The following is a 24,148-nucleotide window of genomic DNA, read 5'->3' on the forward strand; positions in this document are numbered from 1 at the left end:
ATCCGAAGACAGCCGTCCCGCCGCCCGCTCCGATGATTCCGGCGCGGACGGCGGGACGGCCACCAAGAACGGCGACCGTCGCAACCGGTCGCCAAGGGCGGGTCCTGCAAGACCCGCCTCCGTGAGATGGAGGAACCTCGTGGTGTTCAGAAGAAGGCGCCTCGCGCTTGCGAGTGTAGCCGCCGCGGCGGCGACCGCGCTCGTCGCCGGGTGCGCGTCCGGCAGTGGCGGGAGCTCGTCCGGAGCCAGCGGCGACACGCTGACCCTGTGGACGCACAACGCCGGCAACTCGGCCGAACTCGATGTCGTCAAGAAGATCATCGAGGACTTCAACGGCTCCCAGGACAAGTACACGGTCGAGCTCCAGTCGTTCCCGCAGACCGACTACAACAACTCCGTCGTGGCCGCCGCCTCGGCCCGCAAGCTGCCCTGCCTGCTCGACGTGGACGGCCCCAACGTGGCGAACTGGGCCTGGGGCGGCTATCTGGCCCCCATCGACGTCTCCGGCAGCGAGGTGCCGGTGGAAGACCAGCTCGCCAGCACCGTCGGAACGTACAAGGACCAGCTGTACTCCTTCGGTTTCTACGACGTCTCCCTGTCCTTCTTCGCCCGCAAGTCCGTGCTGAACGAGCACGGCATCCGTATCCCCACCATGGACAAGCCCTGGACCAGGGGCGAGTTCGACACCGCGCTGGCCAAGCTGAAGAAGAGCGGGAAGTTCGAGTACCCGCTGGAGATGGGCACCGGCGGCACCGGCGAGTGGTGGCCGTACGCCTACTCGCCGCAGTTGCAGAGCTTCGGCGGCGACCTCATCGACCGCGACGGCTACAAGACCGCCTCCGGCACCCTCGACGGCAAGGACTCCGTCGAGTGGGGCAACTGGTTCCGCTCGCTGGTGACCAAGGGCTACATGGCGAAGAAGTCCGGAGCCGACCCCAACAAGGACTTCCTGGCCGGCAAGAGCGCCATCCAGTGGGACGGCAGCTGGAACGCTGCCAAGAACGCCGAGAAGCTCGGCGACGACCTGGCGATCATCCCGCCGGTCGACTTCGGCGGGGGGCCCAAGATCGGCGGTGCCTCCTGGCAGTGGGCCATGAGCTCCACCTGCTCCAACAAGGACGGCGCGCAGGAGTGGCTGAAGTTCTCCCGCCAGACCAAGTACTTCGTCGACTACGCCAAGGCCACCAGCACTATCCCCGCCACGGACGCCGCCGCGCGGCGGATCGCGGACTACCAGCCGGGCGGCAAGTTCGAGGTACTCGTCCAGTTCGCGCGCGAGTACGCCACGGTGCGACCGGTCACCCCGGCCTACCCGTACATCTCCACCGAGTTCCAGAAGGCGGCCCAGGACATCCTGGCCGGCGCCGACCCCGAGGACGCTCTCGGTCAGGCCGCGAAGAACATCGACAACAACCTGAAGACGAACAACAACTACTCAGGCTGACCCGTCCCGGTCCGGTTCGGTCCCCGACCGCGCCGCCCGAACCGGACCGGCTCCCTGGAGATACCGTGACCACCAAGACCGCAGCCCCTCAGCGGCTGCGCCCGGTCCGGCGAACCCGAACGACCAACACCCGTCGCCGTGAGAGCCTCACCGCCCTCGGCATGGCCACCCCGGCCGTCGTGCTGCTGATCGTCTTCCTCGTCGTACCGGTCGCCCTCGCCTTCGCCCTGGCCTTCACCGACGCGAGGCTCATCTCGCCCACCCCGGCCCGCTTCGTGGGCCTGCGCAACTTCACCCGGCTTTTCGCAGACCCGGTCTTCTACAAGTCCCTGCGCAACACCGCGTACTTCGCCGCCGTCGTCGTCCCGCTCCAGGCCGGCCTCGCCCTGGTCCTGGCGCTGCTGGTCAACGCGAAAGTACGGGGCGTCAACTTCTTCCGCACCGTCTACTTCCTGCCCGTCGTCACCTCGATGGTCGTGGTGTCCCTCCTGTGGACCTTCCTCTACCGGAAGGACGGCCTGGTCAATCACGTCATCTCGACACTCACCCTCGGCCACGTCCAGGGCCCGGACTGGCTGGGCGACCCGTCCACCGCGATGCCCGCCATCATCCTGATGTCGGTGTGGCAGGGCGTCGGCTTCCACATGATCATCTGGTTGGCCGGCCTGCAGACCATCCCCGCCGAGCTGTACGAGGCCGCCGAGATCGACGGCGCCACACCCTGGCACCGCTTCCGCCACGTCACCTGGCCGGGGCTGCGCGCCACGCGCACCTTCGTGCTCGTGACCATCACGATCGCGGCGTTCAGCCTCTTCACCCAGATCAGGGTCATGACGCAGGGCGGTCCGCTCGACTCCACCACCACCGTCGTCTACCAGGCCGTACGCACCGGCTACGACCAGCAGCAGACCGCCTACGCGGCAGCCATCTCGCTGGTCTTCTTCGTACTCGTCCTGACCGTGTCGCTCGTCCAGCGCTTCCTGACCCGGGAGAAGGACTGACATGACCTCCCTCCTCAAGCGGTTCGGCGGTCACGCCGGCCGCATCGTGCTGGCCCTGGTCTTCGCGCTGCCGCTCCTCTTCATGCTGGTCTCGTCGTTCAAGTCGGACGACCAGATCTTCGGCGACCTGGGCTCACTGCGCGCCTTCCTGCCGGTCGGCGCCCTGTCGCTGGACAACTACACCGGCATGTTCGAACGGGTCCCGGCGGCACAGTTCCTGCTGAACTCCGTGCTGATCTCGTCGGTCACCGTGGTGCTCGGTATCGTCGTCAACAGCCTGGCCGCCTTCGCGCTCGCGCGGATGCGGTGGTCAGGCCGCAAACTCGTCCTGACGACGGTCATCGCCACCCTCATCGTGCCGTTCGAGACCTTCGCGCTGCCGCTGGTGTGGTGGGTCAACCAGCTTCCACTGCTCCGCGTGAACGGCTTCCACCTGGAGTGGACCACCGGCTGGATGGACACCTACCAGGTGCAGATCCTGCCGTTCGTCGCCAACGCCTTCTCGATCTTCTTCTTCCACCAGTTCTTCCAGAGCATCCCCAAGGAACTCGACGAGGCGGCGATCATGGACGGCGCCGGCTGGTTCACCATCTACCGGCGCATCGTGATGCCGCTGTCCGGCCCGGCAGTCGCCACCGTCGCCATCCTCACCTTCCTGCCCGCCTGGAACTCCTACCTGTGGCCGCTGATGGTCGTGCAGAGCGAAGAGCTGCGACCGGTGATGGTCGGCATCTCCTACTTCTTCCAGCTGAACGTGGGCTGGGGCCAGATCATGGCCTACTCCTCCATGATCACCGTGCCGATCCTCGCCCTGTTCGTGGCGTTCCAGCGGTCCTTCGTCAACAGCATCGCCTCCACCGGCGTCAAGGGCTGACCCCCGCACCGCACTTGCGATCCCGCTTCGTCCTCATGACTTCCGTGCGCTTCGCACGCCCTGAGAAAGGCCCCGTGTGTCCACGTCGCCTGCCGACCCCCACCTGCCCACCGTCCATCTGCGACCGCCCCGCAACTGGATCAACGACCCCAACGGCCTGGTCTTCCACGACGGCCACTACCACGTCTTCTTCCAGTACAACCCGCACGGCCCTCAGCACGCGAACATGCACTGGGGCCACTACCGCAGCCCCGACCTGATCACCTGGGAACCCCTCCCCGTCGCCCTCACCCCCACACCCGGCGGGCACGACGCCGACGGCTGCTACTCCGGCAACGCCGTCTCCACCGGCGGCCGCATCCTGGCCTTCTACTCCGCCCACCACAACGACCGCTGGTGGCAGCCGATCACGACCGCCGAGTCGTCGGACAACGGCCGCACCTGGACCAAACGTCCCCACCTGCTCATCCCCGAACCACCCGCCGGCACCACCATGTACCGGGACCCCTACGTCTGGCGGCAGGACGAGCGCTGGAGGATGCTGGTCGGCTCCGCCCTCGACGACGGCCGCGCCGCGGCGCAACTGTACGAGTCCGACGACCTGGAACACTGGACCTACCGCGGCCCCTTCCACACCAGCGACACCGACACCGGCACGGGCCCGATCGGCTGGGAATGCCCCCAGTACGCCACCTTCGGCGACCAAGGTGTTCTGATCCTCAGCGACTGGACCCCTCAGGGCGGCCCCAGCCACACCAGCGTCATCACCGGCCAGGAGAGAGACGGACGCTTCACGGCGGCCACGGCCCTCGTGCCGCTGGACCACGGTCCCGACTTCTACGCCCCCGCCCTGCTGAAGGCCCCAGGAGAAGACCGCTGGCTGATGTGGGGCTGGGCCTGGGAAGCACGGGACGACTCCTGGGCGCACGAAGCGGGCTGGGCAGGCGTCCTCACGCTCCCCCGAGAGGTCAGCCTCACCGCCGACGGCACGGTCGCCCAGCGCCCCGCCCGCGAACTGCTGGCCCTGCGCGGCCCGCGCGTCCTGCACGGAACCGGACACGTCATCCGGACCGAGCCCGCCGAACTCGGCGAGGTCAGCCACACCTTCGACCTCACCGCCACCCTCGTCCCGGACACCACCGGTACCAGCGGGCTGCGCCTGATCACGTCGACCGACGGCTCCGAGTACCTCGACATCAGTCTCGACCCCACGGCAGGCCGCCTCGCCGTCGACCGCACCCACGCCTCACCGGACACGCGGGCACGGGGAGGGGCCTACACCGCACCGTGCCCGGCCGCGGCACGCCCCGGCGCCCCCGTCGAACTCCGTGTGATCGTGGACCGCTCGATAGCCGAGGTCTACCTGGCCGACGAGCAGGTCCTCACCCTGAGGTTCTACCCGTCCACCGACGGACCGTGGCGGCTGCAGGCCCGTACGACAGGGTCAGGGAGCAGCGAGTTCGCCGTCGCGGCCTGGAACCTGACCCCGCAGGGCATCCGGCAGGAAGTCCAGCCGGCGCCCCGGACAGCACAGCGTGCTTGATGCCCTGGGCCGCACGCGGCCCGAAGACTGACCCACCCGCACACTGACAGGCCCCGTGACCTCGCACCGTGTGCGGCAGACATGTCCACCGCAGCATCCCACGCTTCTACGGCGCCCGCGGCTGCGTTCCGTGGCGCGGGGCGACAGCCCCGCGCCCTACCTGAGAGGCAGACAGTCATCATGGCCCGACCCGGGTCCCCCGGCAGCGTCGACGTCCTCGGCGAGTGCGTCGCCGACATCTTCGAGGACTGCGACCGGTCCGATACCGGCGGTCTGGCCCTGCGTGCGCTGGCCGGTGGCGGCCCGGCCAACACCGCTGTCGCACTCGCCCGGCTCGGCACCCCGACCCGCTTCCTCGGACGCTTCTCCAGCGACGCCTTCGGCCCCCTCTTCCGTGCCCGCCTCAACGCCTCCGGTGTCAACCTGACCAGCAGCGTGACCACCACCGAGCCCAGCACGCTCGCCGTCGCCGACCTTGACGCGACCGGCCAAGCCACCTATGGCTTCTATGCCGACGGCGCCGCCGACTGGCAGTGGACCGACAGCGAACTCGCCGCGACGCGGAACGACGACACGGTCTGCCTGCACACCGGTTCTCTCGCGCTGATCCGCCGGCCCGGCGGCAGCCGAATCGAGGAACACCTCGATCAGGTGCGCGAGCTCACCACCGTATCCATCGACCCCAACGTCCGCCCCCTGCTCGTACCGCCCTCCGCCTACCGCGAACGGCTGGCCCACTGGTGCGCCGTCGCCGACATCCTCCGCCTCAGCGAAGACGACTGCACCTTCCTGGCGCCCGGTGCCGGCCTCGAAGAAGCCTGCGACACCTGGCACACCGCAGGCGCGCGCCTCGTCGTCATCACCCTCGGCGGACGCGGCGCCCTCGCGTCCCTCGACGGTGCGCGCGTCACCGTCCCAGCCCCTCCCGCGGTGGTCATCGACACCGTCGGTGCCGGCGACTCCTTCACCGCGGGCCTGCTGCACCGCCTTGCCGATGCCGGACACCTGGGTGGCCGCCTCGACGAACTGACCCTCGAAGACGTCGCTGATGCCTGCTCGTTCGCCGCCGAAGTCGCCGCCCTGACGGTTTCGGTCCCCGGTGCGAATCCACCCTGGGCGGACGATCTCGCCACTGCGATTCGACGCTGACCGGAACGTTGGCGCCTTTCGCCGGCGATTATCCAGTTCGTCAGCCGCTTCAGCGGACAACGGCCTCCGGCCGGCGGTCGGTCGACCGGATCGGACCGCTGAGTGGAGCGGAACCGCTCAGGACGGAAGAGGTGCACCCGGCGTACGACGTCACCGATCCGTTCGAAGGACCCGGGCCGGCCGGTGCCGGTGTCTTCGACCGCGGGAAGTCGCAGGGCGACCTGGGCGGCGGGCACCCTCGGAACTCTGCTCGGCGCGGGAGTCCTCCCGCCGCCGTGCTCGCGCTGACTACCCGCGCGGTGCCGGTGGGTTCACTCGTCCTCGGCGATGCTCTTCATCGCCTTCCAACCGTGCGTGACGCCGCCGCCGGCGCGCAGGGCGGCGGCGACCATGACCGCTTCGGCCACATCGGCCTTGGACGCACCGGCCTTCACGGCGCGCTTGGCGTGGTCCTCGATGCAGAAGGGGCACTGCGTCGTCACCGCGACGCCGACCGCGATCAGCTCACGGGTGGCCAGGTCCAGATTGCCGGTGTCCTTGCTGAACACGGCCTTGTCGAAGCCGAAGAACGCCGACACCATCTCCGGCGCGGCCTCCTTGATGTCGGCCATGAACTGCGCTTCCTCGTGGTGCGAATGCATTGAGTCACCCTTTCTCGTCGTTCTTGTGCTCTCCGCCAAAACGGCCTGTGGCGGTACCGGCAGCACGTCCAGGCTATACCCCCCACCCGTATGGACCGATCTGGTCAGCCGCGGGTCGAGGCGTCGGCGGCCAGGCCGGACGGCCGTGGCCGGGAAGGGGCGCGGCGCCGCATCGAGACGCCGTGCGCCACGGCGGCCGCGGCGAGCGGCACCAGCGCCACGGCGGACAGGGCCGATGGGCCCACTGCCGGGAGCAGGCCCGCGCCGAGCAGGCCTCCCAGGCTCATGCCGAGGTAGACGCAGGTGGTGTTCAGCGGGATGAGCAGACTGCTCCGCTCGCCGAACAGGTCGATGATGCGTACCTGCTGGGGTGAGATGAAGACCGGGTTGAACAGCCCCCACAAGGCGAAGACCGCGATGCCGGACGCGGGGTGTGCGGGCAGGAGCATGGCGCACATGAAGGCGAGCGCCACGCCTGCGATGCCTCCCGCGAGGGTTCGATCGCCACCGAACCGGTTGTACGCGCCGGCGCCGAGCGCATTGCCGCACAGGGCCACGGCGCCGAAGGCCAGCAGGATGACCAGCGACATGGTGTCCGAGGCACCGAAGCGCCGGGGCAGGTAGACGGCCACGCTGCCGTACACGACGTACTGGCCGATGAGGGCCAGGAAGGTCGTCCACAGGATGGGCCGGGCCCCCGGAACGCGCACCACCGATCCGAAGTCGCGCATCCGCAGGACCGTCTTCGGCGGCAGCGGCGGAAGCAGCGCCGTCAGCACGGCCATGCCGACGAGGATCAGTACGGCGAGGGCGGCGAGGGTCCAGCGCCATCCGATCAGGGTCCCCGCCGCGGAGGCCAGCGGTGCGCCGAGCACCATCGCCGCGATGGCGCCGCTCCCGACCAGCGACAGCATGCGGGCACGGCGTTCCGGCGGGACGATCATCGCCGCGGCGACAGGCGCCGTCGGGGCGAAGACGGCCGCGCCGACGCCCTGCACCGTGCGGGCGGCGATCATCAGCGGAAGGTGCGGTGCCACGGCGCTGCCGAGGCCACCGAGCACCATGAGGACCAGGCCGACGAGCAGGACCTTCTTGCGGTCCACGCGCCGCAGGGCCACCGCCGCGACGGGGGCGCCCAGGGCGAACACCACCGTGTACACGGTGCTCAGCGTCCCGGCCGCACCGGAACCGACGCCGAGACCGTCGGTGATCAGCGGACCGAGCCCGACGAGGGCGACCGCGGCGGCCACCATGGCGAAGTAGGCGACGGTCAGGGCGAGAAGGGCCGGCATCGGTGAACGGGGAGGAGGCATGAGGACCTTTTTCCAATACGGTACGGTGCGTATTGAATAAAGGATACGCACGGCACCGCGCGGGAACGACCCGGCCCCTGCTCCCAGGGGCGCCCCGTACGCCGCCGTGCCCACCCATCCGAGATCGGAGTCAGCACCGTGACCGACACGTACTACGACCTCGGCGACCATCGCCGCACCGTCACCACGTCCTCCCCGCAGGCGCAGGTGTGGTTCGACCGTGGCCTGCTGTGGGCGTACTGCTTCAACTTCGAGGAGGCCGTGAGCTGCTTCGAGAAGGCTGTCGTCGAGGACCCCGAGTGTGCGATGGCCCACTGGGGGATCGCCTTCGCCAAGGGCCCCAACTACAACAAGGCCTGGCGCTTCTTCGACGCCGCCGACCTGAAGGCCTCCGTCGACCGGGCCAACGGCGCCCTCGAGCGGGCGCGCGCCGCCTCCGCCTCGTGCACTTCCTTCGAGCGGGCCCTGATCGAGGCCATGGCGGCACGCTTCCCGCGCCACGGCCTCCCCGAAGGGCCGGACGGGTTCGCCGCCCTCGACCGCGCGTACGCCGACGCCATGCGCGAGGTCCGCCGGGCTCACCCGGAGGACCTGGACTCCGCGGCGCTGTTCGCCGACGCGCTGCTGTGCGTGAGCCCGCGCGCCCTGTGGGACCTGGACACGGGGGAGCCGGTCGGCTACGGCACTCTGGAGGCCCGCGAGGTCATCGAGTCCGCCTTCGCCCGGCCGGGCGGAGACCGGCATCCGGCTCTCAACCATCTCTACATCCACCTGATGGAGATGTCCCCGTTCCCGGAGACCGCCCTCCCCGCGGCCGACCGGCTGCGGAACCTGGCCCCCGACGGTGGGCACATGGCCCACATGTCCACGCACATCGACGCTGCCTGCGGCGACTGGCGCCGCGTGGTGGAGTCCAACGCCGTCGCGGTCGCGGCCGACGACCGCTTCTTCGCGCGCGAGGACGGCCGGCACTGGTACTCCCTCTACCGCGCGCACAACCTGTGCGTCCTGGCCTACGGCGCGATGATGTCCGGAAGGTCCCGCGAGGCGCTGGACGCCGCCCGCCGCATCGACGCACTCGTCACGCCGGAACTCCTGAAGGTCGACAGCCCGCCCATGGCCGACCTGATGGAGAGCTACCGCACCACCCTGCCGCACGCCCTGATCCGCTTCGGCCGCTGGCAGGAGATCCTCGAGCTCGAACTCCCGCAGGACCAGGAGCTGTTCTGCTCGACCACCGCGATGATCCATTACGCACGCGGCATCGCCTTCTCCGCGCTCGGCCGCATCGCCGAGGCCGAGGCGGCCCGGGAACAGTTCGCAGCCGCTCGCGCCACGGTGCCCGGGACCCGGTGGAACGCCGTGCCGGCCAAGGAGGTCGACGTCCTCGAGGTCGCCGCCGGGATGCTGGAGGGCGAACTCGAGTACCGCAAGGGCAACTTCGAGGCCGCCTTCACCGCCCTCGAGCGTGCCATCGAGGCGGAGGACGCGCTGCCCTACACCGATCCGCCGGCCTGGCTCCAGCCGGTGCGCCACGCCTACGGCGCGCTCTCCATGGAACAGGGCCGGATCGAAGAGGCCGCCGCGATCTACCGCGCGGACCTCTACCTGGACCGCACTCTCGCCCGTCGCCGCACCCACCCCAACAACGTCTGGAGCCTGCACGGACTCCACGAGTGCCTCACCCTCCTGGGACGGCACACGGAGGCCGGGCAGATCGCCCTGGCCCGCGACATCGCCGTCGCCTCGGCCGACGTCCCCGTCGCGGCCTCCTGCTTCTGCAGGCTGAGCGCCTTCGAGGACGGGGCTGCGTCCGGGTGCTGCGGCCCGCAGGGTGAACAGGACGCGGACGACGCCCAGAACGCCGATGACGCCCAGGATCCCGGCACGACCGCGTGCTCCTGTTGCGCACAGTGACGTGAACCCGGCCCGGCCGGGTCACCCCGGGGTGCTCCACACCGCCGTGTGTGGAGCACCCCGGGCGTGTCCGGCACCGCACCGGATTCCCCCACGCACCGTCACGGAACTCACGTAGGCTGATGACGTGCAAGGAAGACCACGAGATCCGGCTCGCGACGATGCGATCCGCAAAGCGGCCCTGGAGATCGTCACGGAACGTGGCTACCGGGGCATGAGCATGGAAGGCGTCGCGGCCCGCAGCGGCGTGTCCAAACAGGCCGTCTACCGCCGCTACGCCTCGAAGGGCGAGTTGCTGCTCGACGCCCTGGACTCGGTCGGACGTGAGGTGTTCCCGGTGCCGGACACCGGCAGCCTCAGGAGCGATCTGCTGCCGATGGTGCGGGCGGCGTTCGAACTGCATCGTTACAGCGACAAGGCGTTCAGCCAGGCCGTCGCCGCGGAGGCGGCCCAGGGACCGGACTTCGCGAGGCTGGCCGTCGAGTCCGTCATCAACCCCCGCCGGGATCTCTTCCGTCAGGTCATCGCGCGCGCCCGGGAGCGCGGCGAGGTCACCTGCCCCGACGACGACGTCCTCATCGACCTGATTTACGGGCCCATGTGGTACGCGCTGCTCTTCGACTTCGACCGGCTGACCGACGAGTACGCCGAGTCGATCACGGACGCGGTGCTCGCGGCGGCCCGTCCCGCCTGAATCCCCCTGGGGCCCGCACGCCGTCCACGGCATGCGGACCCCACGGCCGCGCAACCCCACGGCTCAGCGCACTCCCCGTACGCGCGGGATCGTGAGCGCGCCGAGCACGGTGAAGACCGCGGCGACGTGGAAGAGGACGGAGTAGTCCCCGCCGCCCATGGCCAGGATCGCGGGTGCGACGGCCGGGGCGATCGACTGCGGCAGGGCGCTCGCGATGTTGAAGACCCCCAGGTCCTTCGCGGCGTTGCGCGGGTCGGGCAGGACATCGGCCACAAGGGCCAGGTCGATCGCGAAGTAGACGCCGATGCCGACCCCGGAGACGGCCATGGCCACCGAGAACGGGGTCATCTCCCCGGAGAACGCGACGAGCACGAGCCCCATCCGGGCTGCGCGACGGGAGCCGGCCGCCCCGCCGGTGCCGTTCCGGCCGGCGGCGTGCGTCCGGAGTGCGAGACGTGCACGGCGGTGCCGTTCTCGGCCGCTCGGTAGCCGTTCCTGCCCTCATGATCTCTCCGCCGCCTCACCCTGAGGAAATACCCCCCTCCCGTATATGGTTACATACGGGTAGGGGGTATCTGTCCGCGGTGGATGACCGTAACGGCGGTCAGACCCCGTGAAGCAGTGCCGACGGATGGAGATCCTGCGGGCACCGAGCGAAGGAGACGACGTGACCACCACGACGAGGCAGCGGGCCGGGATGATCCCGCTGCTGGTCATCGCGACCGCCCAGCTGATGCTGGTGCTCGACGACTCGATCGTGAACATCGCGCTGCCGAGCATCCAGCGGGACTTCGGTGTGACGGCGGAGCACCTGCCCTGGGTGGTCAACGCCTACATCCTCGCGTTCGGAGCACTGCTCCTGCTCGGTGGCCGGGTCGGCGACCTGTGGGGGCGCCGCCGCACGTTGCAGCTCGGTATCGCGGTCTTCGTGATCGCGTCCCTGGCGGGCGGGCTGGGGCAGAACGTCACCATGCTCATCGTCGCCCGTGCCGTGCAGGGCGTCGGAGCGGCGCTGACCGCCCCGAACGCGCTGGCGCTGATCACGACCACGTTCCCCGACCGCAAGCTGCGTGACCTGGCGCTGTCCCTCTACGGGGCGATGTCCGCGCTCGGTATCGTCGTCGGACTGCTCCTCGGCGGTGTGCTGACCGACCTCCTCGACTGGCGGTGGGTGTTCTTCATCAACGTCCCGTTCGGCCTGCTTGTTCTCCTCGGCAGCCGCACTCTGCTCGCTGCCGGCCGTCACTCCGGCCGGGTCGGCACGGTGGGTGCGGTGCTGGGTACGGGCGGAATGGTCGCGCTCGTCTACGCGATCACGAGGTTCGGCGAGGACGGCTTCACCGACCCGGTCGCGCTGGTCCTCCTGGCGGCGGCCGCCGTACTGCTCGTCGCGTTCGTCCTCACCCAGGCCCGCAGCGCCAGTCCTCTGGTGCCGCTGAGCCTGTTCAGGGACCGCAACCGCTCCGGCGCCTACCTGACCATGCTGCTGCTGGCCATCGGCCCGATGGGCACGTTCTACGTCGTCACCCTCTACCTCCAGCAGGTGCAGCAGTTCAGCCCCCTTCGCACGGGAGCGGCATGGCTGCCGTTCGCCGCCGGACTGGTGCTCGGTGCCGGCGCCGCCCCGAAGCTCCTGCTGAAGATCGCTCCCCGTTTCGTCGCCGCCCTGGGCGCGCTGCTGAGCGCGCTGGCCGCGTTCTGGTTCTCCACGATCACCGTCGACACGGGCTACTGGCCGCACCTGGCGCCGGCGATGTTCGTCCTCGCGCTCGGTTTCGGTCTCGGCGTCCTCGCCCTGACCCAGGCCGCGGTCTACCGCGTCGACGCGGACAAGGCCGGGATCGCCTCGGCCCTGCTCAACTCCGCCCAGCAGATCGGGGTCGCCCTCGGCCTGGCCGTACTCGCCGGGGTCGCCGCCACCGTCACCGCGCAGCCGGAGAAGGCCGCACTGGGCACGGGCGAGGCACTGGTCGCCGGATACGGCACGGCCCTGACCGTCGCCGCGGGCATCCTCCTCGCCGCCGGCCTCCTCGCCCTCACCACCCTCAGCGCCCACCCGGCCACAGAACAGCACGGGCCTCAGCCTGTGAAGACGCACACCGGGGCGGGGGACTGACGGGTCCGGTCGGTGCCTTCGGAAGGGCGGCGGGGGTGACTCCGTTCCCCGCTGGGTTCCTGCGGGCGCTCTCGGAGCGGGCGCCCTTCTCGGCCTCTCGGTCAGTGGGACCGCGTCAGGGCGGGTGCCACCTCGTTGTCGCCGCAGGCCCGCCGGGGCGAGAGCGCCACGGGGCCGTCGGCCCGCGAGGCGCTCTCACCTCGTGTAGGGGGCGGTGTGCCCGTCAGTGAGCGGCACGGCCCTGCAGGGCCGAGGTGACGAGATCGCTCTTGGTGAGTCGGTCTCCGCCGGTGACGGCCGACGCCCAGGTGTCGGTGGTGGTGACCGCGGCCCAGTTCGAGTGCAGCAGCGTCATCAGGGTCTCGTGGACCTGCTGCGCGGAGGCGGTCCCGGCCTCGTTGGCGAGGTGGATGGCGCCGGTCGCGTCGGAGAGGACCTCGACCGTGAGACCGAGGGGCTCGGCGGCGGCGGAGGTGGACAGGACGCAGTTGTTCGTCATGTAGCCGACCAGGGTCAGCGTGTCGATCCCGTTCTCCCGGAACCAGTCGGCGAGGCCGGTGGAGGTGAAGATGTCGGAGAAGCTCTTGGTCACTCGCTTGGCCGTGGAGTCGAGGCGGCGCTCCACCTCGGGGTGGAGTTCCCAGCCGGGCGAGCCGGCCGCGAAGACCGGGAACCCTTCGGGGGACTCGTGCTGCAGGGCGACGACGGGCATGTCCGTCTGCGCGGCGGTGTCCAGGGCGCGCAGGATGTTCGCCAGCGATGCGTCGCGGGGCGGGTACTGGATGCTGAGCGGTCCGTCGAAGTACTCCTGCTGCACGTCGATGAGGACAAGGGCGCGGCGTGGGGCGGTCAACGTTCTCTCCTGTTCCTGGCGGATGCGGCGCGGAGGGCGCCGCGGACTCCATCCTCACGGGGCCGCGGCCACTACAGTGAGTGGCAGAAAAGCAGTTAATCGATGAGATCAGGACAGGCATGCGCATCGCCATTCACGCCTTCGACGGGATCACCGCCTTCCATCTCGCCACTCCTCTGCTCGTGTTCGGCGAGGTGGCCCGGCAGGGCCTGGCCCAGGGGTGGACCACCACGGTGTGGAGCGCGGACGCGCACCCGGTCCGCACCTCGGAGGGGATCCTGATCGGTGATCTCGCCGGGCCCGCCGCGGCGGAATCGGCCGACCTGCTCGTGTTCCCCTCCTGGCCGACCGACCTCCCGGAACCGGACGGCGAGTTCGTCGCCCTGATCCGGGACGCGCACGCTCGCGGGGCGGGGATCACCGGGCTCTGCCTCGGCGCGTTCCCCGTGGCGGGCAGTGGCGTGCTCGACGGCCGCACCGCGGCCACCCACTGGGCCCTGGCGGAGGAACTGGCCGAACGGTATCCCGCCGTGGACGTGCACGCGGACGCCCTGTACCTGGACCACGGTGACGTGCTCACCTCGGCCGGCACGGCCTCCGGGCTCGACGCCTGCCTCCACATCGTCCGCGACCGACTGGGATCCGCGGCGGCCACCACCGTCGCGCGCCATCTCGTCATCGCGCCCCACCGGGAGGGCGACCAGGCCCAGTACATCGACCGGCCCGTGCCCGACGATGCCGCGGGGCCCATCGGCGACACGATCACCTGGGCCCTGGCCAACCTCGACCAGCGCCTGTCCGTCACCGAACTCGCCGCCCACGCCCACATGAGCACCCGCAACTTCTCCCGCCGCTTCTACGAGACGACCGGCATGAGCCCGGCCAGGTGGGTCCTCACCCGCAGGCTCGACGAGGCCCGCAGACTGCTGGAGTCGACCACCTGGAGCATCACCCGCATCTCGGCGGCATGCGGGTTCGCCAGCGCCGTGACCTTCCGGCAGAACTTCACCGCGCACTACGCGACCACACCGACGTCGTACCGCCACCGCTTCACCCACCACACGGGAGCGGCCGGCTCCGCACCGGAACCCTTCCCCCGGTCGGAGGGAGCACCGGCACAGACACGTCCCGTCGCCCCCGAAGAGGCCCGCGCCCGCTCCGCGAGCTGCTGACGGGACTTGCGGGTGCGCGGATCGCGGCGGGTTCCAGCTTCCCTGTCCGGTGTGCGGGGCGGTGACGGGAGGGGGTCACAGGTATCACGGCCGGACGGTGCGTTACGCACCGGTCGCGGCCGACCGGTCGTGACTCCGGGCTTCCGGAGCACCGTCAACGTCGCCCCACACATCTGACCGGGCCGCCCTTGGGGCCGTACCGACTCCCGAGGAGGGCGGTACGGGCAGGGCGGGCATCGTCACGTCAGGGCGCAGTCTGTGCCCGGGTTCGGGACAAGGTCCACCGGCGGCCCGGTCGGCCTCCGCACCCGGGCCGTCAGGCAGGAGCTCGGTCTTGCCTGCGGGCGTAGGCGCGGGCTGCTCGGACGCGGTCCCCGCAACGGGTGGAACACCACTGACGGCGCGCATGGGTGCGCAGGAGGAACCGGTCGCAGGGGGATGCTTCGCAGCGTGCGATCCGAGACGCGTCGTCGCCGGTGAGCAGGGTGGTGGCGTCTTCGGCGATCTGGGCCATCGCGTGCTCGACGAGTCGCGTCACGGGGTGCGCCGGCGTCCGGTGGAATCCTCCATCCGGTGCGTGGCGCAGCAACGGCGCGCTGGGGACCTGCGCCAGGGCCCGGTTGACGCCGTCCAGGGCTTGCTGTGGGGGAGCTTCGCCTCCCACCTGTGCCGCGAAGAGGAGGCGCAGGTCGTCCCGAAGCCCCGCGAGCTGGTTCTGGCAGTACGCCAGCAGTGCCGTCCGAGCGGGTACTAGGCCGTGACCGATGAGCCAGTCGGTGGCCTCCTCGGGGGTGCCCAGTTCGTCCGCGCGGTGTCCCCCGGGGAGGGGCGCCGCGCTGTTGAGCAGCGCGAGACTGACGTGCTCGTCAGCTCCGGGGGCGGGTGGGAGTGGGATCTTCGACATCTTTCTCATGGTAACAGTTCAGGTATTCCGTGAGCTTCCTGTTACCGTGGATTCACGGTAGAGAACATTATTTACCGTGAGAACGAGAATCGAGGAGCCGTATGACCCCCGCACCGCCTTCGGGCACCGCCCCCTTCGCCCTGTCGGTGCTCGACAACGCGCACACCGCTGTCGGGCAGACCGTTGAGGAAGCCTTCGGCGAGGTCATCGCGCTGGCGCGGCTGGCCGAGCGGCGGGGGTACCACCGGTTCTGGATGTCCGAGCACCATGCGATGCCGGGTGCGGCGACCTCCTCGCCGCAGCTGATGCTGGCGCGGCTGACCGGTGAGACGGACCGCATCCGGCTCGGCGCGGGCGGGATCATGCTGCCCAACCACGCGCCGCTGGTGATCGCCGAGCAGTTCGGCATGCTGGAGGCACTCGCCCCGGGACGGATCGATCTGGGACTGGGGCGCGCGCCCGGCACGGACCTGCCGACCGCAGCGGCGCTGCGCCGGCACCACGACGCCAACGACGGCTTCCCGCAGCAGGTGCTGGAACTGCTCGGGTTCCTCGGCGACGATTTCCCGGACGGCCATGCCTACCAGAACGTCCACGCGGTGCCGGGGCCGTGGCAGGCGGACGAGAACCGTGTGCCCCGCCCCCAGACCGCGCCGGAGACCTGGATACTGGGCTCTTCGCCCCACTCGGCTCGCCTCGCGGCCGAGCTCGGCCGCCCCTACGCCTTCGCGTTGCAGTTCGGCGACGCCGACGTGGTCTCGGCCCTGCGGCTGTACCGGGAGAACTTCCGTCCCTCGGAGGTCCTGGCCGAGCCGTACACGCTCGTCAGCGTCGGCGCGATCGCGCACGAAGATCCCACCGAGGCCCGGCGGCAGGCGGCCTCGTCGGCCATGGCCATGCTGCGGATGTTCCAGCGCAAGCCCTACAGCCTGCTCCCTCCGGAGGAAGTCGAGGCATACCCCGCCACTCTCCAGGAGCGACAGATCATCGATGCCTACACCCACCGCTTCCTCAACGGAACCGGTCCGCAGGTGGCCGCGGCCCTCGAACGCCTCCACGCCCGCACCGGGGCCGACGAGGTGATGCTCGTGGTCGGGGGTCACTCACGCCGGGTCCAGGCACGCACGGTCGAGCTCATCGCCGACCACTACGCACTGCCCTCACCGTGAGCTCCGAGCTCGAACGGCACCAGTGGTGTCGCCGAGGGCGACGACTCTACGCCGAGGCCCCTCGACGCGGAGATTGGAGGAAGGACGACGGAGGCATGCTGCGCCTGGCGCCGTCGACGCACTGGATGCCCCGCAGCCACCTCGAGGACCTGGTGAACAGCATCACCGTGACGTACAGGGAACTGATTCAGGCCGGCTCGGTGGCGGGCCGCTGTGCGGCGATCTTGAGGGACTCACCCATGGTGAGGAAGGGCGACCAGGTACGGGCCAGCCGTTCCACGGTGAAGCCGGCTTCCAGGGTGTAGGTGGCAGCGACGATGATCTCGCCCGCCTCGTCGCCGACGATGTGGACACCCAGCAGGCGGTCCGTCTCAGCGTCGGAGACCAGCTTGACCATGCCGTGCGGACGGCGGCTGACCATCGTCCTTCCGATGTGCGCCAGGGGCAGGACGCGGACCTCGTAGGGTCGGCCGCTCTCGCGCGCCTGCTCCTCGGTCAGGCCGACGCCTGCGGCGGCGGGCGAGGTGAAGGTGACGTGCGGCAGATGCCGGTAGTCCAGGGTGCCGGTCCCGTCGCCGTCGAAGGCGTTGGCGACGGCGAGTTCCGCCTGGGCGACGGCCACGTATGCGAACTGGCGGGCGCGCCCGGTCACGTCGCCGGCGGCCCAGATCCGCGGGTGGGTGGTGCGCTGGTGCTCGTCGACGACGACCTCTCCGGCAGGGCCGGTCTCCAGTCCGGCGGCCTCGAGGTCAAGCGCGTCCGTGACGGGCCGGCGGCCGGTGGCGACGAGGAGGCGCTCGGCGGACAGGGTGCTGGTGCCCGTGCCGTCGTCGACGGTGAGGACGACCTGGTCGCCGGAGGGCGCGACACGTACCGGCGTGACACCGGTACGGAAGGAGATGCTCTCCTCCGTCAGGGCCTCCTCCAGTGCGGCGGAGACGGCGGCGTCCTCCTGCGGGGTGATGCGCGGCGCGATGTCGACGACGGTCACCTTGGCGCCGAGTCGTGACAGGGTCTGCGCCTGCTCCAGGCCGACGGCATTGGCGCCGATGACGAGGAGGGTCTCGGGGACGCGGTCCAGATCCATGGCGGTGGTGGAGGTCAGATGGTCGACGTCCGGAAGGCCGTCGATTGCCGGGAGCAACGGTTCGGCGCCGGTCGCGATCAGAACGTGCTCGGCGGTGATCTCGGTGTGACTTCCGTCCGCGTGTGCCACGGACAGTACGGGCGGTTCGCCGCCGGCGCCGCCGCCGAAGGAGGCGGTTCCCTGAAACGTCTCGATGCCCCGGGCCTTGGCGAGGGCCGCGTTGGCGCCCGGAAGTTGGGCGATCATGTCGCGCTTGTCCTCGATCAGGACGCGCATGTCCACGGGGCCTGCCGTGGTGGTGACGCCGGGGAAGCGCCCGGCTCCGGCGTCCGCGCGGGTTGCGGCGGCGGAGATCAGGAGCTTGGACGGCATGCAGCCGGTGTTGGGGCAGACGCCGCCGTACGCACCGCGCTCGACGAGGGCGACCGTCTTGCCGCGGCCCCGGGCGGCCATGGCGGCGGTGACCGCGGCCGGGCCGCTGCCTATGACGGCCAGATCGTAGCGGGGGGTGGAGGGGTAGGGGCTGGTGTCGTGCTGCGTGCTCATGAGGTGGGTCACTCGCTCCGGGATTGAGGTAGACAGACCTGTCTGTCCGTTGACCGTGAAGGTAGACAGATCAGTCTGCTAACGTCAAATTCATGCCTTCCGCATCACTCCGCCGCCCCGCCCGTGACCGCATCCTGGACACCGCGGAGCAGCTCTTCTACACGCATGGAATCCGCGCCGTCGGCGTCGACAGGGTGATCGCCGAAGCGAAGGTCGCCAAGGCGACGCTGTACACGCACTTCCGCTCCAAGGACGAGCTCGTCGCAGAGTGCCTGCGCCGTGACGCCGCGCGTGTCCGCGCCGGTCTGGCCGAGGCCGCCCGCGCGACACCACCCGGCCCAGCCCGCATCGGCGTGCTGTTCGACAGTGCGGCCGCGAGTGCGGCGGAGCCGGGCTACCAGGGGTGCGGCTTCATCAACGCCGCAGCCGAACACCTGCCGGGCCCCGTCGGCGACATCATCGCCATGCATCGTGCCGACCTGCTGGCCTTTCTCACGGAGAACGTCGACCGGGAGGCTGAGGATGAGCGCGCCGCGGTCGCCCGCGTGATCCTGTCCCTCCTCGACGGAGCCAAAGTCGCCTCGATGTCCACAGGACCCGCCGCCTTCACCGACGTCAGGCCGACAGCCCTCGCCCTGGCCACCTACCCCTTGCTGACCATTCGGTCGGAATGACCTTTCCAGCCCGGTGAACGTGAGCCAGGAACGTTCTCAACGGCACGGCATCGTCTGAATCTACCCGCTCGGAGTCAGACGCGGATCTGCGCGTCGAGTGGTGCAACTCCCGTTGAGGAACCGCAAGTCAGGACTGGCGAGTCAAACAGCTATCAACGAGCTCAACCAACGCCTGACCCGGCTCGTCGAGCACCACGCCCCGCAGCTGCTAGAACCGGTGGGCATCGGCCCGACAGCGCCGTCACTCTCCTCCGTAACTACTACGAACGCCGCGTCGGGAATCCGCGAGATAGGCCCATGCCTCAATCGCTTCTATGCCCGAGAGGTCGGCCACTTGGTCAGGCCCACCCGGCCATGACACCCACCAGAAGGCCGGTCGTACGCTAGGAAGTATGAAGATCAGAGTCCGTGACGCTCATCCAATCGACGTCAAATGGATGAGCGAAAACACCGAGGGCTGGACGGTCACGGTCGAGAAGCAGGAGGGGTCCGCCTCCCTGGCGGAGGCGCTGCATGCCCTGATCGCAGAGGATCCCGACCAAGGCGTGTGTATGGGGTGGCTTCACTCCAGTCTGCAGTGCGCGGTAGGCGACGAGCCCGGCTACGTCAGGCTTTATGAGCTTTACGTCCCTCCCGAGTTCCGGCGGATGGGAGTGGCGCGTGCCTTGGTCGATGAGTTGTTTGCTCGGGTGCCCGATCAGGAGATTGTGTTGTCTGCATGGAACCGGGAGCTTTACAAGGTATGGCTCAAGCTGGGATTTACTTATGTCCCTGAATTCGGTGAGGTTTCAGGGGAGTGTGGATACTACGGTGACATGGTGCGCCCACCGGTGGAAGCCACATCCTGAAGAAGCAGACATCGTCCGCCCGTTCTCATCGCGGACAGGCAAGGTCGGGAGTTCCCACGCGCATCACGTTCTGCCGCCGGGCCACGAGCTGAGAGGGACACGGCTGGCCCCAGGCCATACGCGCTCTCTCGGTTGAGCAGTGCTAATATCGGTACAGTCCCGCCGCCCGTCTCCCATGGGCAGATTCGTCGAAGAAGTTGCGCAGGACAACGTCGACGTACAGGTCATCGCCAAGTGCCTGTCGGTCTGGTCTCCCGTTCACGGACGACGTTCGGCGGGACGGAACAAGGTACTTCGCGTGGCGCTAACTCCTGGTTTGCCAGACTCACTGGCCTGTCTTGTTGCTAGGCGGGCGGTCAGGGAGCTCAAGCAGACGACGGTGTTGGCCTGGTGTCACGTGCCGCCTTCACTGTCGGCTGTTTCCTTCGCATGGCCAGAAGGAGCAAGCCGGCCGCGCAGAACACCGCACCCGTCGTGACGTACAAGGCCAGCGGTGTCCAGCCCGCGTCCAACAGCCAGCCCGCCGTGGTGGGGGCGATGATGGCACCCACGCGGCCGACACTGATCGCCGCTCCCACACCCGTGGCCCGCAGTGGTGCCGGGTAGACGCTCGGGGTCAGGGCGTAGAGGCCGGCGATGCAGCCGTTGACCGCGACTCCGATGACGGCTCCGATACAGAAGGCCAGGACGAGTGTGTCGGTGGACGACGCGAAGGCCACGACGAGTGCTGCGGATACGAACAGGTAGGTACGCAGGACGCTGCCGAGCGCGTACCGCGCGGCGAGTGCGCCCAGGAGTGCGGTGCCGAAGACTCCGCCCAGGTTGAGCAGTGTTCCGCCGGTCAGGCTCTGTGTCGCGGACATACCTGCCTGGACGAGCAGGGTTGGCGTCCAGCTCGTGACGAAGTAGAAGGCGGCCATGACGAGGAAGAAGGCACCCCACAGCACCAGGGTGGGGCGGCGGAGGTCTTGCGCCAGGAGGCGGCGGAACCCGTCTGCGGAGGTGAGCGTTGTCTGTTCTTTGTCCGGGAGCGTGGACAGGTTCGGCTGTCCCATGCGGCGGGCGAGCTCGTTGACACGGCTCAGCGCATTGGCGGGTCTCCTGTTGAGGAGGAAGTCGAGGGATTCCGGCAGGAGACGGAAGGCGAGAGGAATGACGACCAGGGTGGCGAGTCCGCCGGCCAGGAACACCGAGCGCCATCCGTAGCGGTCGATGAGGGCGACAGAAGAGACGCCGCCGATCGTCGCGCCCACGGCGTATCCGGTGGAGTTGAGGCTGACGGCCAGACCGCGCCAGCGGCGGGACGCGAACTCACCGGCGATGACGTTGCTGCAGGCGAGAACGGCGCCGATTCCGACACCGGTGAGCAGGCGCAGCGCCCCCAACTGCTGCCAGTTCTGACTGACCGAGGACAGCAGCATGCCCGCGGCTGCGAGGGCCAGGCCCGCCAGGATGACAGGCCGCCGGCCGATCCGGTCGGCCTGGGGAGCGATGAGCAAGGCGCCCAACGCCATGCCCGCCAGCCCGCTGCTCAGCAGCAGCCCGAGGGTACCGGAGTCGAGGTGCCACTCGCCGGAGATCGTCTTCCCGGTGAAGGACATGACCAGCACGTCGAAACCGTCAAGGGTGTTGAGCAGCACGCAGATAGCAATCACACCCCACTGGAAACGGCTCATGGGCCCGTCGTCCAGGGCCTGCGTGAGGCGGGCGGTCACCGGACGGCCTGCGGGGCGGTGGGGCGGTGGGGGCACTTCTCCATGGCAGCACTCCGTTGTCGACTGCGGGATGGCCGAACCGACTCGTCGGCGCGCCGTGGGCGGCAGCCTCGGGTTCGGCAGTGGGAGCAGTCATGGTGCGAGCGGCGGTCTCGCGCGGCCAGGTGGTTTCCCGGATGCCGGAAAACAAGTGTTGCGGGCCGATGTCCTTCAGAGGTCGGGTGTGTCAAGAGCTCGGGAAATGGCGCGGCCGCATGAGCGGACCAGATCGGCGAGCGCTCCGACGGACGTGGACCCGTGCCGGACCACCACGGAGACAGCTGCGGTCACCTCGCCGTCGCCGGTGGTGACGGGCGCGGCGACGGAGAGGGTGTCGGTGGACAGTTGCCGGTCGCTGACCGCGTAGCCGCACGTGCGTGCCTGGGCGAGGACCGCCCTGAGCCGGCCGCTGTCGGTGAGCGTGAGCGGTGTGTGCCGGGGTATCGTCCGCGCGAGAGCCTCCTCCTGAACGGCTGCCGGTGCGTGGGCGAGCAGCACCAGTCCCGCTGCTGTCGTGGTGATGCCCAGCCGTCCTCCGACTCGTGTCAGCGTGGGCACGGCACAGCTCGGCGCGATGCGTTCGATGAAGACCACCTCGCTCGCGTCACGGACGGCGAGCTGGACGTTCTCACGGACGAGGGTGGAGAGGTCTTCCAGGTAGGGCAGTGCACGCTCGCGCAGTCCTTGACTGCGCGGAGCCAAGGACGCGACCTCCCACAGTCGCAGCCCGATGCGGTAGCGGCCTTGCGCGTCGCGTTCCAGAGCGCCCCACACGAGCAGGTCGCCCAGCATGCGGTGCACGGTGGAGACGGGCAGACCTGATCGCCGGGCCAGCTCGCTCAGGGACAGGTGAGGACGTTGTGCGCTGAAGGCACCGAGGATGCGCAGAGCCCGGCCGATGACGGGCCCTGTTGTGGTGGCGGCCGAGGTACCGGCTTCCTGCGGGGGAGCGGAGGGAGGCGCGCTGCGCAGGGCGTGACGGGTCAAGGCGTGAGTCCTTCCTCGCTGCCTGGACGTCCCGCGCTTCACCGACTCACGGGCCGTCGCTGAGTGCCTCGGCGTCCAGCGACGCGATTTTGCGGAGGACGTCGACGGCGAGCTTGCGTTCGTCACCGGGAAGCGCGTCGAGCAGTTGCTCGTTGACGGCCTCGGCCGGACGGATCAGGGAGTCGAGTAGTTGGGCTCCCTGATCGGTGAGGCTCAGCAGGGTCCGCCTGCGGTCCTCCTCGTCGCGGATCTGACTGACGTAGTGCTGCTCGGTCAGCCGGCGGACGATGTGGTTGACCGTCGAGCGGTCCAGTGAGGTGAAGTGCGCGAGGGTGCGCTGGTCGATGCCGGGGTCCCGGCTGAGGGTGTTGAGGACGGCGAACTGCTGGGAGGTGATCTCCCTGGACACGTGCCGGTACCACAGGGCGGTGTGCACCTGTTCCGCGCGCCGGATCAGGTGTCCGACGTAGTTGTGCAGTTCCAGTGCGTGCGCCACAGTTTTCCGTCCGTCTGTCGCCGGGGTGGTGCCGGCCGGGGACGGCCGGTGTGGGGAGTCTACGAGTGCGGGCACCACCCCGGCGGTGACCAGGTGGTCAGCGGCTGCGGCGGCCGGGGCGCTGGTCGTAGGGAAGGGCACGGGAGCCGTCGACACCGACCTCCAGGCGACCGACCTTCTCGATGTCCAGGACCACGCGGTCTCCATGGCTGAGCGGTCCCACTCCGGCCGGGGTGCCGGTCGCGATCACGTCGCCCGGGTGCAGGGTCATGACGGAGGAGGTATAGGCGATCAGTTCGCGGACGCCGAAGATGAGGTCCGCGGTGTTGGTGCGCTGCCGGGTGGTGCCGCCGACGTCGCAGCGCAGGTCGAGGGTGTCCGGGTCCGGGATCTCGTCGGCGGTCACGATCCAGGGGCCGAGCGGGGTGAACGTGTCGAAGGACTTGCGGGTGGAGCGGTCCTCGCCGGAGCGGACGGTGATGTCCAGGACGCAGGTGTAGCCGAAGACGTGGTCCAGGGCTTCGTCCGTGCTCACGTGCGAGGCGGTGCGGCCGATGACGACGCCCAGTTCGCCTTCCTGGTCGGTGCGCTTGTCGGAGTAGGGGAGGAGGATGTCCTGGCCCGGGCCGATGACGGAGGAGTTCGCCTTGAGGAAGACGCCGAGGTCGGCGACCGAGGTGGTGTACTCCATCTCGGCCTTGTGGTCGAGGTAATTGACCGGTGCGCCGATGATCTTCCCGGGGCGGGGGAGCGGGGCCTCCAGGACCGCTTCGGCCAGGGGGATGCGGGGCCGGCCGGCTGCTTCGAAACGGGCCGTCTCCCCGTCGGCGGCCGCCTCGACGTACCGCTGGAGCGCACCGGCGGGGCCGGCGGTGTCGGCTCCGGCGACCTGGTCGGTCACGTCGACGAGGTCGTCACCGGCGATGAGTCCGAGGCGTCCCTTGTTGAACAGTGCCAGACGCATGC

22 protein-coding genes are annotated in these 24,148 nt (G+C 69.6%); 12 read left to right on the forward strand and 10 right to left on the reverse strand.

From position 1 onward, the window contains the following. Window positions 1-139 precede the first annotated feature (139 nt). From QC283_RS10860 to QC283_RS10880, 5 genes are all read left to right on the forward strand, one after another. Window positions 140-1,444: an ABC transporter substrate-binding protein gene (locus QC283_RS10860; RefSeq protein ID WP_279561211.1), complete on the forward strand. Its 1,305-nt coding sequence runs from the start codon at window positions 140-142 to the stop codon at window positions 1,442-1,444. A gap of 65 nt (window positions 1,445-1,509) precedes the next feature. Continuing rightward, entirely contained in the window at window positions 1,510-2,445 is a 936-nt protein-coding gene (locus tag QC283_RS10865) for a carbohydrate ABC transporter permease (RefSeq protein ID WP_279561212.1), read from the forward strand. A gap of 1 nt (window position 2,446) precedes the next feature. Then, window positions 2,447-3,319 carry a carbohydrate ABC transporter permease gene (locus QC283_RS10870; RefSeq protein WP_107477708.1) on the forward strand — a complete coding sequence of 291 codons (873 nt, stop codon included), beginning with the start codon at window positions 2,447-2,449 and terminating at the stop codon, window positions 3,317-3,319. A gap of 76 nt (window positions 3,320-3,395) precedes the next feature. Further along, window positions 3,396-4,862, forward strand: a complete 1,467-nt coding sequence (locus tag QC283_RS10875) for a glycoside hydrolase family 32 protein (protein ID WP_279561213.1) — start codon at window positions 3,396-3,398, stop codon at window positions 4,860-4,862. A 180-nt stretch (window positions 4,863-5,042) separates the two neighbouring features. Beyond that, complete coding sequence (locus tag QC283_RS10880; RefSeq protein WP_279561214.1) at window positions 5,043-6,011, forward strand: carbohydrate kinase family protein; 969 nt, start codon at window positions 5,043-5,045, stop codon at window positions 6,009-6,011. 311 nt (window positions 6,012-6,322) lie between these two features. Here QC283_RS10880 and QC283_RS10885 read toward each other — a convergent pair whose 3' ends face one another. Further along, complete coding sequence (locus QC283_RS10885) at window positions 6,323-6,652, reverse strand: carboxymuconolactone decarboxylase family protein (protein WP_279561215.1); 330 nt, start codon at window positions 6,650-6,652, stop codon at window positions 6,323-6,325. Window positions 6,653-6,756: 104 nt separating this feature from the next. Then, window positions 6,757-7,944: an MFS transporter gene (locus QC283_RS10890; protein ID WP_279561216.1), complete on the reverse strand. Its 1,188-nt coding sequence runs from the start codon at window positions 7,942-7,944 to the stop codon at window positions 6,757-6,759. A gap of 159 nt (window positions 7,945-8,103) precedes the next feature. On the opposite strand from QC283_RS10890, the gene QC283_RS10895 reads away from it, so the two are divergent. Continuing rightward, window positions 8,104-9,882 carry a hypothetical protein gene (locus QC283_RS10895; RefSeq protein WP_279561217.1) on the forward strand — a complete coding sequence of 593 codons (1,779 nt, stop codon included), beginning with the start codon at window positions 8,104-8,106 and terminating at the stop codon, window positions 9,880-9,882. A 127-nt stretch (window positions 9,883-10,009) separates the two neighbouring features. Next, window positions 10,010-10,576, forward strand: a complete 567-nt coding sequence (locus tag QC283_RS10900; protein WP_279561218.1) for a TetR/AcrR family transcriptional regulator — start codon at window positions 10,010-10,012, stop codon at window positions 10,574-10,576. Window positions 10,577-10,639: 63 nt separating this feature from the next. On the opposite strand, the gene QC283_RS10905 is transcribed toward QC283_RS10900, so the two are convergent. Further along, window positions 10,640-10,948 carry a hypothetical protein gene (locus tag QC283_RS10905; RefSeq protein ID WP_279561219.1) on the reverse strand — a complete coding sequence of 103 codons (309 nt, stop codon included), beginning with the start codon at window positions 10,946-10,948 and terminating at the stop codon, window positions 10,640-10,642. Window positions 10,949-11,243: 295 nt separating this feature from the next. Between QC283_RS10905 and QC283_RS10910 the strand changes: the two genes are divergently transcribed. Next, a complete protein-coding gene (locus QC283_RS10910; RefSeq protein WP_279561220.1) occupies window positions 11,244-12,692 on the forward strand; it encodes an MFS transporter in 1,449 nt (482 codons plus the stop codon). Window positions 12,693-12,915: 223 nt separating this feature from the next. Here the strand turns inward: QC283_RS10910 and QC283_RS10915 are convergent, their stop codons facing one another. Beyond that, window positions 12,916-13,545: a cysteine hydrolase family protein gene (locus tag QC283_RS10915; protein WP_279561221.1), complete on the reverse strand. Its 630-nt coding sequence runs from the start codon at window positions 13,543-13,545 to the stop codon at window positions 12,916-12,918. Between the two features lie 119 nt (window positions 13,546-13,664). Here QC283_RS10915 and QC283_RS10920 point away from each other — a divergent pair, with 119 nt between their 5' ends. Then, complete coding sequence (locus QC283_RS10920) at window positions 13,665-14,717, forward strand: GlxA family transcriptional regulator (protein WP_279561222.1); 1,053 nt, start codon at window positions 13,665-13,667, stop codon at window positions 14,715-14,717. A gap of 316 nt (window positions 14,718-15,033) precedes the next feature. On the opposite strand, the gene QC283_RS10925 is transcribed toward QC283_RS10920, so the two are convergent. Beyond that, window positions 15,034-15,621 carry a CGNR zinc finger domain-containing protein gene (locus tag QC283_RS10925; protein WP_279561223.1) on the reverse strand — a complete coding sequence of 196 codons (588 nt, stop codon included), beginning with the start codon at window positions 15,619-15,621 and terminating at the stop codon, window positions 15,034-15,036. 101 nt (window positions 15,622-15,722) lie between these two features. Here QC283_RS10925 and QC283_RS10930 point away from each other — a divergent pair, with 101 nt between their 5' ends. Next, complete coding sequence (locus QC283_RS10930; RefSeq protein ID WP_279561224.1) at window positions 15,723-16,790, forward strand: LLM class flavin-dependent oxidoreductase; 1,068 nt, start codon at window positions 15,723-15,725, stop codon at window positions 16,788-16,790. 187 nt (window positions 16,791-16,977) lie between these two features. Here QC283_RS10930 and QC283_RS10935 read toward each other — a convergent pair whose 3' ends face one another. After that, window positions 16,978-18,423 carry a dihydrolipoyl dehydrogenase family protein gene (locus QC283_RS10935; RefSeq protein WP_279561225.1) on the reverse strand — a complete coding sequence of 482 codons (1,446 nt, stop codon included), beginning with the start codon at window positions 18,421-18,423 and terminating at the stop codon, window positions 16,978-16,980. A 92-nt stretch (window positions 18,424-18,515) separates the two neighbouring features. Between QC283_RS10935 and QC283_RS10940 the strand changes: the two genes are divergently transcribed. Both QC283_RS10940 and QC283_RS10945 read left to right on the forward strand, forming a co-directional pair. Next, window positions 18,516-19,097: a TetR/AcrR family transcriptional regulator gene (locus QC283_RS10940; RefSeq protein WP_279561226.1), complete on the forward strand. Its 582-nt coding sequence runs from the start codon at window positions 18,516-18,518 to the stop codon at window positions 19,095-19,097. Between the two features lie 392 nt (window positions 19,098-19,489). Further along, complete coding sequence (locus QC283_RS10945) at window positions 19,490-19,945, forward strand: GNAT family N-acetyltransferase (RefSeq protein WP_279561227.1); 456 nt, start codon at window positions 19,490-19,492, stop codon at window positions 19,943-19,945. Between the two features lie 365 nt (window positions 19,946-20,310). Here the strand turns inward: QC283_RS10945 and QC283_RS10950 are convergent, their stop codons facing one another. The 4 genes from QC283_RS10950 to QC283_RS10965 all read right to left on the reverse strand — a co-directional run bounded on the left by QC283_RS10950 (window position 20,311) and on the right by QC283_RS10965 (window position 24,146). After that, window positions 20,311-21,621, reverse strand: coding sequence for an MFS transporter (locus QC283_RS10950; protein ID WP_279561228.1), 1,311 nt, complete (start codon window positions 21,619-21,621; stop codon window positions 20,311-20,313). Window positions 21,622-21,870: 249 nt separating this feature from the next. Beyond that, window positions 21,871-22,686, reverse strand: coding sequence for an IclR family transcriptional regulator (locus tag QC283_RS10955; RefSeq protein ID WP_279561229.1), 816 nt, complete (start codon window positions 22,684-22,686; stop codon window positions 21,871-21,873). 46 nt (window positions 22,687-22,732) lie between these two features. Beyond that, entirely contained in the window at window positions 22,733-23,182 is a 450-nt protein-coding gene (locus QC283_RS10960) for a MarR family winged helix-turn-helix transcriptional regulator (RefSeq protein WP_279561230.1), read from the reverse strand. Between the two features lie 97 nt (window positions 23,183-23,279). Beyond that, a complete protein-coding gene (locus tag QC283_RS10965) occupies window positions 23,280-24,146 on the reverse strand; it encodes a fumarylacetoacetate hydrolase family protein (protein ID WP_279561231.1) in 867 nt (288 codons plus the stop codon). Window positions 24,147-24,148: the final 2 nt, after the last annotated feature.

The sequence above is a fragment of the Streptomyces sp. DH41 genome, assembly GCF_029813785.1.
Lineage (GTDB): Bacteria > Actinomycetota > Actinomycetes > Streptomycetales > Streptomycetaceae > Streptomyces.